Annotated in this window: 16 protein-coding genes; 12 read left to right on the top strand and 4 right to left on the bottom strand. The window is 69.2% G+C overall.

The window, feature by feature from the left end; all coding sequences use genetic code 11:
- The first annotated feature begins 1 nt into the window (after position 1).
- The 9 genes from atpB (at position 2) to OG299_RS13690 (ending at position 7,733) form a co-directional block, all read left to right on the top strand.
- Positions 2 to 841, top strand: a complete 840-nt coding sequence (gene atpB, locus OG299_RS13730) for a F0F1 ATP synthase subunit A (protein WP_327364516.1) — start codon at positions 2 to 4, stop codon at positions 839 to 841.
- Between the two features lie 76 nt (positions 842 to 917).
- Positions 918 to 1,154 (top strand): ATP synthase subunit C-like protein, encoded by a 237-nt coding sequence (locus OG299_RS13725; RefSeq protein WP_030153776.1) that lies wholly within the window; start codon positions 918 to 920, stop codon positions 1,152 to 1,154.
- Positions 1,155 to 1,195: 41 nt separating this feature from the next.
- A complete protein-coding gene (locus tag OG299_RS13720; protein WP_327361628.1) occupies positions 1,196 to 1,735 on the top strand; it encodes a F0F1 ATP synthase subunit B in 540 nt (179 codons plus the stop codon).
- The gene (locus OG299_RS13715; RefSeq protein WP_266625408.1) at positions 1,732 to 2,547 is read left to right on the top strand and encodes a F0F1 ATP synthase subunit delta; all 816 of its coding nucleotides are present in this window, start codon (positions 1,732 to 1,734) and stop codon (positions 2,545 to 2,547) included. The genes OG299_RS13720 and OG299_RS13715 overlap by 4 nt, the downstream gene beginning before the upstream one ends.
- A 131-nt stretch (positions 2,548 to 2,678) precedes the next feature.
- Entirely contained in the window at positions 2,679 to 4,274 is a 1,596-nt protein-coding gene (gene atpA / locus OG299_RS13710) for a F0F1 ATP synthase subunit alpha (RefSeq protein WP_327361627.1), read from the top strand.
- 20 nt (positions 4,275 to 4,294) lie between these two features.
- Entirely contained in the window at positions 4,295 to 5,212 is a 918-nt protein-coding gene (locus tag OG299_RS13705; protein WP_266625404.1) for a F0F1 ATP synthase subunit gamma, read from the top strand.
- Positions 5,212 to 6,654: a F0F1 ATP synthase subunit beta gene (gene atpD, locus OG299_RS13700; protein ID WP_266625402.1), complete on the top strand. Its 1,443-nt coding sequence runs from the start codon at positions 5,212 to 5,214 to the stop codon at positions 6,652 to 6,654. Before OG299_RS13705 ends, atpD begins: the two co-directional genes overlap by 1 nt.
- A 128-nt stretch (positions 6,655 to 6,782) precedes the next feature.
- Entirely contained in the window at positions 6,783 to 7,157 is a 375-nt protein-coding gene (locus OG299_RS13695) for a F0F1 ATP synthase subunit epsilon (RefSeq protein ID WP_266625400.1), read from the top strand.
- Between the two features lie 129 nt (positions 7,158 to 7,286).
- Positions 7,287 to 7,733, top strand: coding sequence for a DUF2550 domain-containing protein (locus tag OG299_RS13690; RefSeq protein ID WP_030295266.1), 447 nt, complete (start codon positions 7,287 to 7,289; stop codon positions 7,731 to 7,733).
- Between the two features lie 185 nt (positions 7,734 to 7,918).
- Here the strand turns inward: OG299_RS13690 and OG299_RS13685 are convergent, their stop codons facing one another.
- The 3 genes from OG299_RS13685 to OG299_RS13675 form a co-directional block, all read right to left on the bottom strand.
- Positions 7,919 to 9,766, bottom strand: coding sequence for a glycosyl hydrolase family 18 protein (locus OG299_RS13685; protein ID WP_399847268.1), 1,848 nt, complete (start codon positions 9,764 to 9,766; stop codon positions 7,919 to 7,921).
- Positions 9,767 to 9,935: 169 nt separating this feature from the next.
- Positions 9,936 to 10,589 carry a response regulator gene (locus OG299_RS13680; RefSeq protein ID WP_266625396.1) on the bottom strand — a complete coding sequence of 218 codons (654 nt, stop codon included), beginning with the start codon at positions 10,587 to 10,589 and terminating at the stop codon, positions 9,936 to 9,938.
- Entirely contained in the window at positions 10,586 to 11,815 is a 1,230-nt protein-coding gene (locus tag OG299_RS13675) for a sensor histidine kinase (RefSeq protein WP_389869326.1), read from the bottom strand. Before OG299_RS13675 ends, OG299_RS13680 begins: the two co-directional genes overlap by 4 nt.
- A 178-nt stretch (positions 11,816 to 11,993) precedes the next feature.
- On the opposite strand from OG299_RS13675, the gene OG299_RS13670 reads away from it, so the two are divergent.
- Complete coding sequence (locus tag OG299_RS13670; protein WP_266625392.1) at positions 11,994 to 12,563, top strand: hypothetical protein; 570 nt, start codon at positions 11,994 to 11,996, stop codon at positions 12,561 to 12,563.
- 3 nt (positions 12,564 to 12,566) lie between these two features.
- Here the strand turns inward: OG299_RS13670 and OG299_RS13665 are convergent, their stop codons facing one another.
- Positions 12,567 to 13,139 (bottom strand): cob(I)yrinic acid a,c-diamide adenosyltransferase, encoded by a 573-nt coding sequence (locus tag OG299_RS13665; RefSeq protein WP_266625390.1) that lies wholly within the window; start codon positions 13,137 to 13,139, stop codon positions 12,567 to 12,569.
- Between the two features lie 270 nt (positions 13,140 to 13,409).
- Between OG299_RS13665 and OG299_RS13660 the strand changes: the two genes are divergently transcribed.
- Both OG299_RS13660 and OG299_RS13655 read left to right on the top strand, forming a co-directional pair.
- On the top strand, positions 13,410 to 14,258 hold the full coding sequence (locus OG299_RS13660) for a 3-hydroxyacyl-CoA dehydrogenase family protein (RefSeq protein ID WP_030295254.1): 849 nt from the start codon (positions 13,410 to 13,412) through the stop codon (positions 14,256 to 14,258).
- 187 nt (positions 14,259 to 14,445) lie between these two features.
- Positions 14,446 to 14,769, top strand: coding sequence for an STAS domain-containing protein (locus tag OG299_RS13655; RefSeq protein ID WP_030153791.1), 324 nt, complete (start codon positions 14,446 to 14,448; stop codon positions 14,767 to 14,769).
- Positions 14,770 to 14,869: the final 100 nt, after the last annotated feature.

The following is a 14,869-nucleotide window of genomic DNA, read 5'->3' as shown; positions in this document are numbered from 1 at the left end:
GCTGAAGGAGCCCGCGGTGAGTGCTGACCTGACGCAGGTGCTCGCTTTCGAGACCGACTGTCACATCTTCGACGGATGTGGCTTCCCCGGTCCGGGCCTGCACTCGTTCCTCTTCGAGCCGCTGTGGGGCGAACCCGGCCTGACCAGTGTGTACTTCAACAAGCCGATGCTGCTGGCCCTCCTGGGCTCGCTGATCATCGTCGGCTTCTTCTGGGCCGCCTTCCGCAAGCCGAAGGTCGTCCCGGGCAAGCTCCAGATGGTCGCCGAGACCGGCTACGACTTCGTGCGCCGCGGCATCGTGTACGAGACGCTGGGCAAGAAGGAGGGCGAGAAGTACGTCCCCTTCATGGTTTCGCTGTTCTTCTTCGTCTGGGTCCTGAACGTCTGGTCGATCGTCCCCCTGGCCCAGTTCCCGGTGACCGCGATCATCGCGTACCCGGCGATTCTCGCGCTGCTCGTCTACTTCATCTGGATGTCGGTGACGTTCAAGCGTCACGGCTTCGTCGGCGGACTCAAGAACCTGACCGGCTACGACAAGTCGCTCGGCGGCGTCCTGCCCCTCGTCATGGTCATCGAGTTCTTCTCGAACGTCCTGGTGCGCCCGTTCACCCACGCGGTCCGACTGTTCGCGAACATGTTCGCCGGTCACACGCTGCTGCTGCTGTTCACCATCGCCAGCTGGTACCTGCTGAACGGGATCGGGATCGCCTACGCGGGCGTCTCTTTCATCATGGTCATCGTGATGACGGCCTTCGAGCTCTTCATCCAGGCTGTCCAGGCCTACGTCTTCGTGCTGCTGGCCTGCAGCTTCATCCAGGGCGCACTCGCCGAGCAGCACTGAGTCCGGCCCTCCCCCAAACCCCCTGTCGTCCGGTGGCCAACCCCCACCGGTCCGTGAAAGAGAAGGAAGAACTGGCATGTCCCAGATCCTCGCTGCCGCCGATGGCGTCACCGGCTCCCTCAGCTCCGTTGGTTACGGTCTCGCGGCCATCGGCCCGGGTGTCGGCGTCGGCATCATCTTCGGTAACGGCACGCAGGCTCTCGCCCGTCAGCCCGAGGCTGCCGGTCTGATCCGCGCCAACCAGATCCTCGGCTTCGCCTTCTGTGAGGCGCTCGCCCTCATCGGTCTGGTCATGCCGTTCGTCTACAGCTGACGAACCGCGACCACTAGTCCGATTAGACGAAAGGCACTGATGTGAACCTCCTGGTTCTCGCGGCAGAGACGGAAAACCCGCTCTTCCCGCCGATCCCCGAGCTCGTCATCGGTCTGATCGCCTTCGTCATCGTCTTCGGTGTCCTCGCGAAGAAGCTCCTCCCGAACATCAACAAGGTTCTGGACGAGCGTCGCGAGCAGATCGAGGGCGGTATCGAGAAGGCTGAGGCCGCTCAGACCGAGGCCCAGAGCGTGCTGGAGCAGTACAAGGCCCAGCTCGCCGAAGCCCGGCACGAGGCCGCGCGCCTGCGCCAGGATGCGCTGGAGCAGGGCACTGCGCTCAAGGAAGAACTGCGCGCAGAGGGCCAGCGGCAGCGTGAGGAGATCATCGCTGCCGGCCACGCCCAGATCGCGGCCGACCGCAAGGCCGCCTCTCAGGCGCTGCGCCAGGACGTGGGCAAGCTCGCCACCGACCTGGCCGGCAAGCTCGTCGGCGAGTCCCTCGAGGACGCCGCCCGGCAGAGCCGCACGATCGACCGCTTCCTCAGCGAGCTTGAGGAGAAGGCCGAGGCGGCCCGATGAACGGAGCGAGCCGCGAGGCGCTGGCCTCCGCGCGCGAGCGTCTCGACGCGCTGACGGACAACACGTCCGTCGACGCGACGAAGCTCGCCGGCGAGCTGGCAGCCGTCACCGCGCTGCTCGACCGTGAGGTCTCGCTGCGTCGGGTCATCACGGACCCGGCGCAGTCCGGCGAGGCCAAGGCCGAGCTGGTCGGCCGTCTGCTGTCCGGCCAGGTGGGCGGGGAAACCCTCGACCTGGTGTCCGGCATGGCGCGCTCCCGCTGGTCGCAGTCCCGCGACCTGGTGGACGCGCTGGAGGAGCTGGCGGCCACCGCCGACCTCACGGCGGCCCAGCAGACCGGTGCGCTCGACAACGTCGAGGACGAGGTCTTCCGCTTCGGCCGGATCGTCGCCTCGAGCACCGAGCTGCGTTCCGCGCTGACCGACCGCGCGGCCACCGCCTCCGCCAAGAGCCAGCTGCTGCGCAGCCTGCTCGGCGGCAAGGCGAACGCCGTCACGGAGCGCCTGGTCATCCGTCTCGTCACGCACCCGCGTGGACGTAGCCTGGAAGCGGGACTCGAGTCCCTCTCCAAGCTCGCCGCCGAGCGCCGTGACCGCATGGTCGCCACCGTGACCAGCGCGGTTCCGCTCAGCGACGTGCAGAAGCAGCGTCTCGGCGCGGTGCTGGCCAAGCTGTACGGCCGCCAGATGCACCTGAACCTCGACGTGGACCCCGAGGTCCTCGGCGGGATCTCGGTGCGGGTCGGCGACGAGGTCATCGACGGCACCATCGCGGACCGCCTTTCCGAGGCGTCCCGCCGCATGGCCGGCTGACCTCAGCCACCAATAGAACAACGCATTCCTAGCGGCCCGGTTGGGCCGTGCAGAACTTGCAGAAGATTCCTGGGGGTCGCCCCCAGACCCCTAAGAAGCTTCAGGCCCAACAAGGAGAGCAGGGAACCCAGATGGCGGAGCTCACGATCCGGCCGGAGGAGATCCGGGACGCACTGGAGAACTTTGTCCAGTCGTACCAGCCGGACGCGGCCTCGCGCGAGGAGGTCGGAACGGTCAGCGTTGCCGGCGACGGCATCGCGAAGGTGGAGGGCCTGCCCTCCGCCATGGCGAACGAGCTGCTGAAGTTCGAGGACGGCACCCTTGGTCTCGCCCTCAACCTCGAGGAGCGCGAGATCGGTGCGGTCGTCCTCGGCGAGTTCAGCGGTATCGAGGAGGGCCAGCCGGTGCAGCGCACCGGTGAGGTGCTCTCCGTCGGCGTCGGCGAGGGCTACCTCGGCCGTGTCGTCGACCCGCTCGGCAACCCGATCGACGGTCTCGGCGAGATCGCGACCGAAGGCCGTCGCGCCCTGGAGCTTCAGGCTCCGGGCGTCATGGTCCGTAAGTCGGTGCACGAGCCGATGCAGACCGGCTACAAGGCCATCGACGCGATGGTGCCGGTCGGCCGTGGCCAGCGTCAGCTGATCATCGGCGACCGTCAGACCGGCAAGACCGCTCTGGCCGTCGACACGATCATCAACCAGCGCGACAACTGGCGCTCGGGCGACGTGAACAAGCAGGTCCGCTGCATCTACGTCGCCATCGGCCAGAAGGGCTCGACCATCGCGTCCGTTCGCGGCGCCCTGGAAGACGCCGGCGCGCTCGAGTACACGACGATCGTCGCCGCCCCGGCGTCCGACCCGGCCGGCTTCAAGTACCTGGCGCCGTACACCGGTTCCGCCATCGGCCAGCACTGGATGTACGCCGGCAAGCACGTCCTGATCATCTTCGACGACCTGTCGAAGCAGGCCGACGCCTACCGCGCCGTGTCGCTGCTGCTGCGCCGCCCGCCGGGCCGTGAGGCCTACCCGGGTGACGTCTTCTACCTGCACTCCCGTCTGCTGGAGCGCTGCGCGAAGCTGTCCGACGACATGGGTGCCGGTTCGATGACCGGTCTGCCGATCGTCGAGACCAAGGCGAACGACGTGTCGGCGTTCATCCCGACCAACGTCATCTCCATCACCGACGGCCAGTGCTTCCTGGAGTCCGACCTGTTCAACGCGGGCCAGCGCCCGGCGCTGAACGTCGGTATCTCGGTCTCCCGCGTCGGTGGCTCCGCCCAGCACAAGGCCATGAAGCAGGTTTCCGGCCGTCTGCGCCTGGACCTCGCCCAGTACCGTGAGCTGGAGGCGTTCGCCGCCTTCGGTTCCGACCTGGACGCCGCGTCGAAGGCCTCGCTGGAGCGCGGCAAGCGCCTGGTCGAGCTGCTGAAGCAGGGCCAGTACCAGCCGATGCCCGTCGAGGAGCAGGTCGTCTCCGTCTGGGCCGGCACCACCGGCAAGATGGACGACGTTCCGGTGGGCGACATCCGTCGCTTCGAGTCGGAGCTGCTGGAGCACCTGCGCCGCGAGCGCAAGGACCTCCTCACCTCCATCGCGGACGGCGGCAAGATGTCGGACGACACCCTGTCCTCCATCGCGGACGCCATCGCCGGCTTCAAGCAGCAGTTCGAGACCTCGGACGGCAAGCTCCTGGGCGAGGACGCGCCGGCCGTCAACGTCTCCAAGTGACGACGGAAGGGACCTGACTCATGGGAGCGCAGCTCCGGGTCTACAAGCGTCGCATCCGTGCCGTCACGGCGACCAAGAAGATCACCAAGGCGATGGAGATGATCGCCGCCTCGCGCATCGTCAAGGCGCAGCGCAAGGTGGCGGCATCGATGCCGTACGCGACCGAGCTCACCCGTGCGGTGACCGCGGTGGCGACCGGCTCGAACACCAAGCACGCCCTGACGACCGAGGTCGAGCAGCCGACCCGTGCCGCGATCCTGCTCATCACGAGCGACCGCGGTCTGGCCGGCGGCTACTCCTCGAACGCCATCAAGCAGGCGGAGCGGCTCACCGAGCGGCTGCGCGGCGAGGGCAAGGACGTCGACACGTACATCGTCGGCCGTAAGGGTCTGGCCTACTACGGCTTCCGCGAGCGCAAGGTCGCGGATTCGTGGACCGGCTTCACCGACAGCCCGGCCTACGCCGACGCCAAGCGCGTCGCCGGGCCGCTGATCGAGGCCATCCAGACGGAAACGGCCGAGGGCGGCGTCGACGAGCTGCACATCGTCTACACGGAATTCGTGTCGATGATGACGCAGAGCGCGGTCGACGGCCGGATGCTGCCGCTCAGCCTCGACCAGGCTGCGGAGGAGACCGGTGCGAAGGGCGAGGTCCTTCCGCTGTTCGACTTCGAGCCGTCGGCGGAGGACGTCCTCGACGCCCTTCTGCCGCGCTACGTCGAGAGCCGTATCTACAACGCACTGCTGCAGTCGGCCGCTTCCGAGCACGCCGCCCGCCGCCGTGCGATGAAGTCGGCGACCGACAACGCCGGGGACCTCATCAAGAGCCTCTCCCGGCTTGCCAACGCGGCCCGCCAGGCCGAAATCACCCAGGAAATCAGCGAGATCGTCGGTGGCGCGAGCGCCATGGCTGACGCGACCGCGGGGAGTGACAAGTAATGACGACCACTGTTGAGACGGCCGCCGCCACGGGCCGCGTCGCCCGGGTCATCGGCCCGGTCGTCGACGTGGAGTTCCCCGTCGACGCCATGCCCGAGATCTACAACGCCCTCAAGGTCCAGGTCGCAGACCCGGCCGAGGACGGCAAGCTCAAGACCCTGACCCTCGAGGTCGCGCAGCACCTGGGTGACGGCCTCGTCCGTACCATCTCGATGCAGCCGACCGACGGTCTGGTCCGCCAGGCCCCGGTGACCGACACGGGCGAGGGCATCACCGTCCCCGTCGGTGACTTCACCAAGGGCAAGGTGTTCAACACCCTGGGCGAGGTGCTCAACTACCCCGAGGCGAACGCCGAGGTCACCGAGCGCTGGCCGATCCACCGCAAGGCCCCGCGCTTCGACGAGCTCGAGTCGAAGACGGAGATGTTCGAGACCGGCGTCAAGGTCATCGACCTTCTCACCCCGTACGTCAAGGGTGGAAAGATCGGTCTGTTCGGTGGTGCCGGTGTCGGCAAGACCGTTCTGATCCAGGAAATGATCTACCGCGTCGCCAACAACCACGACGGTGTGTCGGTGTTCGCGGGCGTCGGTGAGCGTACCCGTGAGGGCAACGACCTCATCGAGGAAATGGCCGACTCCGGCGTCATCGACAAGACGGCGCTTGTCTTCGGCCAGATGGACGAGCCCCCGGGCACCCGTCTGCGCGTCGCGCTTGCCGGTCTGACCATGGCGGAGTACTTCCGCGATGTGCAGAAGCAGGACGTGCTCTTCTTCATTGACAACATCTTCCGTTACACCCAGGCCGGTTCCGAGGTCTCCACGCTGCTCGGCCGCATGCCGTCCGCAGTGGGTTACCAGCCGAACCTGGCCGACGAGATGGGTCTTCTGCAGGAGCGCATCACGTCGACCCGCGGTCACTCGATCACCTCGATGCAGGCGATCTACGTCCCCGCGGACGACCTGACCGACCCGGCGCCGGCCACCACCTTCGCCCACCTCGACGCGACGACGGTTCTTTCCCGTCCGATCTCCGAGAAGGGCATCTACCCGGCCGTGGACCCGCTGGACTCGACGTCCCGCATCCTCGACCCGCGGTACATCGCGGCGGACCACTACGCCACCGCGATGCGCGTCAAGGGGATCCTCCAGAAGTACAAGGACCTCCAGGACATCATCGCGATCCTCGGTATCGACGAGCTGGGCGAGGAGGACAAGCTCGTTGTCCACCGTGCCCGTCGTGTCGAGCGCTTCCTGTCGCAGAACACCCACGTCGCCAAGCAGTTCACCGGCGTGGACGGTTCGGACGTTCCGCTCGACGAGTCGATCGTCGCCTTCAACGCGATCTGCGACGGCGACTACGACCACTTCCCCGAGCAGGCGTTCTTCCTGTGCGGTGGCATCGAGGACCTGAAGGCCAACGCCAAGGAGCTGGGCGTCTCCTGAAGCCGCGCTCCTCGCGAGCACAGCTGACTGACGGAGAGGGGCGGGTGTGTCCCGTCCCTCTCCCCACGCCCATTAGAATTTGACCCAACACCCGGCTGACCCGCCGGGTGGTGACCCGAGGAGCCACCTTGGCTGCTGAGCTGCACGTCGAGCTGGTCGCGGCGGACCGCAATGTCTGGTCCGGCGAGGCCACCCTTGTTGTCGCCCGCACCACGTCCGGCGACATCGGCGTCATGCCCGGTCACCAGCCGCTTCTCGGTGTGCTGGAATCGGGCCCGGTGACCATCCGCACCAGCGACGGCAACACTGTCGTCGCCGCGGTGCACGGCGGATTCATCTCGTTCGCGGACAACAAGCTGTCCCTGCTGGCCGAGATCGCCGAGCTCGCTGACGAGATTGACGTCCAGCGGGCGGAGCGGGCACTGGAGCGCGCGAAGTCGGAGGCCGATGCGGCCGCCGAGCGTCGCGCCGATGTCCGGCTGCGCGCGGTAACGGGGCACTGAGTCCCGTACCGAAGAGTGTGTGACCTCAGCCGCGGTCCGTGCTGGAATTTTCCAGACCGGGTCGCGGCTGAGGCGATGTACGTCCGTTTTTCGTTGGTGCGTATTCGATGAGCGAGGAGGTCGGTGAAGATGCTCCTCGCTCTGCTTGTGAGCGGCCTGGTCGTAGCCCTGGTGGTGATCGGGCTGTTTGTCTTCGGGCTGCGCCGCAGACTCATCCAGCGTTCCGGCGGCACTTTCGACTGCAGCCTGCGCTGGGGTGTGTCCGAGGAACCCGACATCTCCGGCAAGGGCTGGGTGTACGGGGTCGCCCGCTACAGCGGTGACCGCATCGAGTGGTTCCGCGTCTTCTCGTACTCCCCGCGGCCGCGCCGGCTGCTGGAGCGTTCCTCCATCGAGGTGGTCGCCCGCCGCGCCCCTGAGGGCGAGGAGGAGCTGGCGCTGCTGTCCGACGCCGTCGTGCTCGGCTGTGTCCACCGCGGGACCCGCCTGGAGCTGGCGATGAGCGAGGACGCACTGACCGGTTTCCTGGCCTGGCTGGAGGCGGCGCCACCGGGTCAACGGGTAAATGTTGCCTGAATTCCTTGCCCGTTGGATGGGGGTCCCCCCGGACGAAGTCTGGGGGAGGGCGAACGTGGCCTGAGGGCCGAGCTGCGTCCAGGCGCCGAGCCGTGCGAGTGGCGCGTCAAGAAGGAGAAGCCGGGGAGACAGGGGGCGGACCCTGTCTCCCCGGCTTCGTCGTTCACCGGTCCCGTGCGTGGGGGCTACTGGAGACCGGTGTGGATCGCGTTCGCCAGTTCGCCGTTCGAGGTGTCGCCGCTGAACTCCCAGAAGAAGGCGCCCCGGAGGCCCTGCTGCTTGGTCCAGCTCATCTTCCCGGCGATGGTGGCGGGGGTGTCGTAGCTCCACCAGTTGCTGCCGCACTTGGCGTAGGCCGTGCCGGCGACGGTCCCGGTGGCCGGGCAGCTGCCCTTCAGCACCTTGTAGTCCTCGATGCCCTGCTCGTACGTGCCCGGGGCGGGCCCGGTGGCGGCGCCGCCGGGGGCGTCCTGCGTGACGCCGGTCCAGCCGCGGCCGTAGAAGCCGATGCCGAGGTTCAGCTTGGAGCCGGCGATGCCCTTGCCCTTGAGCTTGGTGATGGCGGCCTCGGAGTTGAAGCCGGCGATGGGGATGCCGGCGTACGAGGTGAGCGGGGAGTGCGGGGCGGTCGGGCCCTTGGCGTCCCACGCGCCGAAGAAGTCGTACGTCATGACGTTGTAGAAGTCGACGTACTGGGAGGCGCCCGCGTAGTCCGCGAGGTCGAGCTTGCCGCCATTGGAGCCGTCGGCGGAGATCGCGGCGGTCACCAGGTTGCTGCTGCCGAACTTGGTGCGCAGCGCGGACAGGACGTTCTTCAGGGAGGCGGCGCCGCTGGTGTCGCAGGACAGGCCGCAGGCGTTCGGGTACTCCCAGTCGATGTCGATGCCGTCGAAGACGTCCGCCCAGCGCGGGTCCTCGACCAGGCTGTAGCAGGAGTCGGCGAAGGCGGCCGGGTTCGCCGCGGCCTGGCCGAAGCCGCCGGACCAGGTCCAGCCGCCGAAGGACCACAGCACCTTGATGTTCGGGTACTTCGCCTTGAGCTTGCGCAGCTGGTTGAAGTTGCCGCGCAGCGGCTGGTCCCAGTTGTCGGCGACGCCGTCGACGCTCTGGTCGGCGGTGTAGGCCTTGTCGTAGTCGGCGTAGGCGTCACCGATGGTGCACTTGCCGCCCTGGACGTTGCCGAACGCGTAGTTGATGTGGGTGATCTTCGCGGCGGAGCCGGAGGTGTCCAGGTTCTTCACGTGGTAGTTGCGCCCGTAGACGCCCCACTCGGTGAAATAGCCGAGCTTGACCTTGCCGCCCGGGTCCGGGGGCGTGGTGCCGCCGCCGGTCGTGGTGACCGAGACGGAGCCGGAGGCCGGGCCCGTCTGGTCGGCGGTGTCGCGGGCGACGACGCTGTAGGTGTACGTCGTGCCCTTGGTCAGGCCGGAGTCGGTGTAGCTGGTGCCCGTGACGGTCGCGACCTTGGCACCGCCGCGGTAGACGTCGTAGTTCTTGACGCCCTTGTCGTCGGTGGCCGCGGCCCAGCCGATGGTCAGCGAGGTGTTGGTGACCCCGCTCGCTGTGGGCGTGCCGGGGGCCGACGGCGGGCTGTCGGTGGGGGTCGAGCCGCCGTCGCAGGAGCCGCCGTTGACCTTGCAGCCGCCGGGGGCGCCGGAGCCGGCGCCGTTGAAGCCGAAGCTGATCGTGGCACCGGGGGCGAGGGTGCCGTTCCAGCCGACGTTCTTGCCGGTCCAGTGGGTGCCGGAGCTGGTGACGGTGGCGTCCCAGGCGGAGGTGACCGTCGTGCCGGAGGGGTAGTCCCACTCCACGGTCCAGCTGGTGAGGGTGGTGGTGCCGGTGTTCTTCACCGTCCACTTGCCCTCGAAGCCGGTGCCCCAGTCGGAGACCTTCGTGTACGTGGCCGTCGCGGAGGCGGCGGCCTGGGCCGGGCCGGCCAGGGCCACGAGTCCGGCGATCGGCAGGGCGAAGGCAGCCACGGTCGCGGCGAGCCTTCTGAAGAGACGGATGCGGGGTGGGGGTGCTGTGCTCAAGGGTGCTCCTCCGTAGGTCCGTCGTGGCCGTGGGGCCGATCACGACATGGGGGTGGGACCTGCGCCGCCCGTGAGCACGCTTGTCATGGCACGCTCACCACAGTTGCCGCGAGCGTAGAAAGGTCTGGACCAACCGTCAAGAGGTCCAGACCTTCGCTCCAGGAGTCCGCTAGAGGCCCAACTCCTGGGCCAGTACGGCCGCCTGGACCCGGCTGCGCAGCTCGAGCTTCCCCAGCAGTCTGCTGACGTGCGTCTTCACCGTCGCCTCCGCCATCTGCAGCCGCAGCGCGATCTCCGCGTTCGACAGACCCTCGCCCAGAGCGCCGAACACCTCCCGCTCCCGACGCGTCAGCGAGGCCACCGCCGCGGCCGTCTCCGGCGCCACGGGCGCCTTCACGGGCCGCGGAGTCGCGAACTCGGCGATCAGCCGCCGGGTCACCGCCGGGGCGATCAGACCCTCCCCGCGCGCGACGGTCCGTACCGCCTCGATCAGCTCCGCCGCGTCGGCGTTCTTCAGCAGGAAGCCCGCCGCCCCGGCGCGCAGGGCGCCGAACACGTACTCGTCCAGGTCGAAGGTGGTCAGCACCAGGACGTCGGCCAGCCCCTCCGCGACCACCTGGCGGGTCGCCGACACCCCGTCGAGCCGCGGCATCTGCACGTCCATGAGGACGAGATCCGGCCGCAGCTCCCGCGCCAGGCGCACCGCCTCCTCCCCGTCCGCCGCCTCGCCCGCGACCTCGATGTCGCCCGCGCTGCGCAGGATCAGGACCAGGCCCGCCCGCACCGCGCTCTGGTCCTCGGCCACCACGACCCGGATGCTCATTCCGCCACCGCCTTCTCGTCCGCGGGCAGATCCGCCCGCACCAGCCACACCGATCCGTCCCGTCCCGCCGTGAACTTCCCGCCCAGCAGTTCCGTCCGCTCCCGCATGCCGATCAGCCCGGCTCCCGAGCCGGGGGCCCGGGGGCCCGGGCGGTTCCCGTACGGGGACTCCACCCGTACGGTCAGCAGCCCTCCGGCCGCGCCGTCGCGGCTCACGCGGACCCGGACCGTGCCCGGGGCGGCGTGCTTGAGGGCGTTCGTCAGCGACTCTTGGACGATCCGGTACGCCGCCAGCTCCACGGGGGTCGGCAGGGGCTCCCCGGCCGGCCGGCCGCCTTGGAGTACGAAGTCCAGCCCGCTCGCGGCGCCGTTGACACGGGCCTGCGCCAGCAGGGCGTCGAGCCCGTCGAGCGAGGGCGTGGCGACCGCCTCCTGCTCCGCGCCCGCGTCCCGCAGCAGCCCGATCAGCCGGCGCATCTCGGCCAGCCCCTGCACGCTGTTCTCCCGGATCACCCCGAGGGCGTCCCGGCTCGTCGCGGGGGAGTCGATGGAGAGCGCGGCGGTGGAGTGGATGGCGATGGCGGACAGGTGGTTGGCCACCATGTCGTGCAGCTCGCGGGCCATCCGGGCGCGTTCGGCGACGACGGCCTGGCTGCGGTCCATTTCGGCCAGCAGCGCGGTCTGCTCGGCGCGCAGCCGGGCGGCCTCGGCGGCCTCGCGGTGGTTGCGCAGGGTGGCGCCGGTCAGGGCCGGGCCGAAGCTCACGATGCCGGTGATCACGCCGATCATCAGGGCCTGCGGGGTGCGCAGCCAGGCCACGGAGGCGATGGTGACGGCGATGGTGACCAGGCCGGTTTGGACCGGGAGGCGCCGGGCCATGGCGGGCTTGCCGTAGACGACGGCCGCGTACATCAGGTCCGTGAAGATCAGGACCGTGCCGAGGTTGCCCACGGTGAACTGGTCGGCGATCACGCCGATCGTGCCGACGATCAGGGTGACGCGGGGCGCGGTGCGGCGCAGCAGCTCCATCGGGCCGAGCACGAGGAGCGGGACCAGGGCCGCCCAGGCGGGGAGGAAGTGCCGGTTGTTCGTGCTGTAGATGCCGAGCGACCAGAGCAGCAGGCCCGCGAGCACGCTGAGCACCGCGAGGAGGACGTCGTCGCGGTGGGGGCGGAAGATCCTGGCGGGCGCCGGGGCGGTGATGGTCGGGGTCACGGTCCCATCCAACAGGGTGCGCCGGCCCCGGGCGTCGCCGCAGGGGCGGAGGCCGGAAGGCGTGGCACTACTCCGAAGGATGCAGTCGCGCTTCGTCACCGGCGACGACGAGGCGGCGCGGATCGGACGGGAGCCTGGATGCAGTGGTCGTCGCCTCGGACGTGCCGACCGGAACGGAAGGGAGATTCCCGTGCTCGTCGCCCTGATCATCGCCTGCGAGATCGCTTTCTGGGTGCTGCTCGCCGGCGGACTGGCGCTGCGCTACCTCGCGAAGATGCCCCGGCTCGGGGCGGCTGTCCTGCTGTGCGAGCCGCTGCTGGAGCTGGTTCTGCTGGTGGTCACCACCCTGGACCTCAAGAACGGGGGCGCGCCGAGCTGGACGCACGGTCTGGCCGCGCTGTACCTCGGCTACACCGTCGGCTACGGCCACTACACGGTGAAGTGGCTCGACCGGCACGCGGCGTACCGCTTCGGCGGGGGGCCGAAGCCGCCCGGCCCGAAGTACGGCAAGGCCAGGGCGGTCCACGAGTGGAAGCTGTGGACCCGCACCCTGGCCGCCGCGGCCGTCGCGCTCGGGCTGCTGCAGGCCGCGATCTGGTACGTGGGCGACGCGGCCGACACCGGCGGCCTGCAGACCTGGCAGTTCGCCGCCCTGCGGGTGCTCGGCATCCAGGCCGTGATCGCGGCCACGTACACGCTGTGGCCGCGCAAGGCCCCCGCGGCGGAGCCGCAGGAGGAGCCGGCCGAGGTCAGGCGGTAGCGGCTAGCGCTCGCCGCCCGGCACCCAGAGCACGTCCCCGACCTCCTTGTTGGCCGTACGGGCCAGGATGAAGAGGAGGTCGGAGAGGCGGTTGAGGTAGGTCGCGGTCAGCGGGTTCATCACCTCGCCGTGCACCTCCAGCGCCGCCCAGGTGGAGCGCTCGGCGCGCCGGACCACCGTGCAGGCCTGGTGCAGGAGGGCCGCGCCGGGGGCGCCGCCGGGGAGGATGAAGCTGCGGAGCTTCTCCAACTGCTCGTTGAAGAGGTCGCAGTCCGCCTCGAGCTTGTCGATGTAGAACTGCTCGACGCGCAGCGGCGGGTACTCGGGCTTTTCGACGACCGGGGTGCACAGGTCGGCGCCGACGTCGAACAGGTCGTTCTGCACCCGTACCAGGACCTTCACGACATCCGCCGGCAGGCCGCCGAGGGCGATCGCCGTGCCGATGGCCGCGTTGGCCTCGTTGGCGTCGGCGTAGGCGGAGATCCGCAGGTCGGTCTTGGCCGTACGGCTCATGTCGCCGAGGGCGGTCGTGCCCTTGTCGCCGGTACGGGTGTAGATGCGCGTCAGGTTCACCATGCGGCCAGCGTAGTGAGCCGCGGCGCGGCGTGCGGCTCCGCCCCGGCCCCGGGGCTCCCGGCGCCAAGAAGGCCGGGGGCGCGGGAGGCTGCGCGACTGCGGGCGATCGGGGCCCGGTTGGCGGCGGCGGGCGGCTCGGCCGGACCGGTGTGATGTCCGTCAGTTGAGACGTGACGCGTGTTACTTCGCGGTCACACGACCCCGCGCGAGCGCTAGTCTCCGCCGGAGAGGCTACGAAGCTGGGCCGACTTGAAGAACGTGGGGTGTGCAGTGGCTGGGAAGCTCGCCGTCATCGGTGCCGGACTGATGGGTTCCGGAATTGCTCAGGTCTCCGCTCAGGCGGGGTGGGACGTCGTACTGCGTGATGTCACCGATGCCGCGCTGACCCGCGGTACCGACGGGATCAAGGCCTCGTACGACAAGTTCGTCTCCAAGGGCAAGATGACGGCCGAGGACGCCGAGGCCGCGCTCGCCCGCATCACGACGACCACCGACCTCGACGCCGTCGCCGACGTCGACATCGTCGTCGAGGCCGTCTTCGAGAAGCTCGAGGTCAAGCACGAGATCTTCCGCACGCTCGACAAGCTCGTACGGGACGACGCGATCCTCGCGTCCAACACCTCCGCCATCCCGATCACCAAGATCGCGGCCGTGACGGAGCGTCCGGAGCGGGTCGTCGGCGCGCACTTCTTCTCGCCCGTCCCGATGATGCAGCTCTGCGAGCTCGTCCGCGGCTACAAGACGAGCGACGAGACCCTCGCGGCCACGCGGGCGTTCGCCGAGTCCGTCGGCAAGACCTGCATCGTCGTCAACCGTGACGTCGCCGGTTTCGTGACGACCCGTCTGATCTCCGCCCTGGTCGTGGAAGCCGCGAAGCTGTACGAATCGGGCGTGGCCTCCGCCGAGGACATCGACATCGCCTGCAAGCTGGGCTTCGGCCACGCCATGGGGCCGCTCGCCACCGCCGACCTCACCGGTGTCGATATCCTGCTGCACGCCACCAGCAACATCTACACCGAGTCCCAGGACGAGAAGTTCGCACCGCCGGAGCTCATGCGCCGGATGGTGGACGCCGGTGACATCGGCCGCAAGAGCGGGCAGGGCTTCTACAAGCACTGAGCCGCCGAGCCGTCCGGGCGCCGAGGCTTTGGGTGCCAGTTCGAATATATGCACCCGCACGGGTGAATTAGGTATCGGTTCGCTCACGGTCGGCAACTTCCCTGCCCGCACGGCAGTCAGTTGCAGTGAGAGTTGCCGACCACGGACCAGTCGGATCCCTACGTACCCAGGACTGCCGGGAGCGCATATGCACATCAGGGGCGACCACGCCGAACTCGCTGTCGGGGGCCGCCTCGACGTGCGCAGCGCGGCGGACGCCCGTACGGCCCTGCACACCGCCCTCGACGACGGCCACGGCGATCTCGTGCTCGACCTCACCGGGCTCGACTCCTGGGACGCGACCGGACTAGGCGTGATCATGGGAGCCCACCGGCGGGCCGGCCGGACCGGCCGCCGCCTCGTCCTGCGCGGAGTGCCGCCGCAGATGCAGCGGCTCCTCGTCGCCACCCGGCTGCACCGCATCCTCGCGATCGAGGGCGGCCTGGAAGCGGAATCCCTCCCGCGGGTCTGACGCGGTCCGCCCCCCCACGTTTCCTGCGGAAACGTAACGGTCCGGTGGTGAAGGCACCCCTGCGGTTCCCCGTACGACCGGGCACCGTCTAGGGTTCGGG

Source organism: Streptomyces sp. NBC_01296, from assembly GCF_035984415.1.
Taxonomy (GTDB): domain Bacteria; phylum Actinomycetota; class Actinomycetes; order Streptomycetales; family Streptomycetaceae; genus Streptomyces.
Note: the sequence above shows the minus strand (reverse complement) of the source record. Positions and strands in the feature narration are given on the sequence as shown.

Excerpts from the sequence above, each read along its gene's own strand:
- OG299_RS13725 (WP_030153776.1), top strand. The coding sequence starts at position 918 with ATGTCCCAGATCCTCGCTGCCGCCGATGGCGTCACCGGCTCCCTCAGC.
- OG299_RS13715 (WP_266625408.1), top strand. The coding sequence starts at position 1,732 with ATGAACGGAGCGAGCCGCGAGGCGCTGGCCTCCGCGCGCGAGCGTCTC.
- atpA (WP_327361627.1), top strand. The coding sequence starts at position 2,679 with ATGGCGGAGCTCACGATCCGGCCGGAGGAGATCCGGGACGCACTGGAG.
- OG299_RS13705 (WP_266625404.1), top strand. The coding sequence starts at position 4,295 with ATGGGAGCGCAGCTCCGGGTCTACAAGCGTCGCATCCGTGCCGTCACG.
- atpD (WP_266625402.1), top strand. The coding sequence starts at position 5,212 with ATGACGACCACTGTTGAGACGGCCGCCGCCACGGGCCGCGTCGCCCGG.
- OG299_RS13690 (WP_030295266.1), top strand. The coding sequence starts at position 7,287 with ATGCTCCTCGCTCTGCTTGTGAGCGGCCTGGTCGTAGCCCTGGTGGTG.
- OG299_RS13680 (WP_266625396.1), bottom strand. The coding sequence starts at position 10,589 with ATGAGCATCCGGGTCGTGGTGGCCGAGGACCAGAGCGCGGTGCGGGCG.
- OG299_RS13665 (WP_266625390.1), bottom strand. The coding sequence starts at position 13,139 with ATGGTGAACCTGACGCGCATCTACACCCGTACCGGCGACAAGGGCACG.
- OG299_RS13655 (WP_030153791.1), top strand. The coding sequence starts at position 14,446 with ATGCACATCAGGGGCGACCACGCCGAACTCGCTGTCGGGGGCCGCCTC.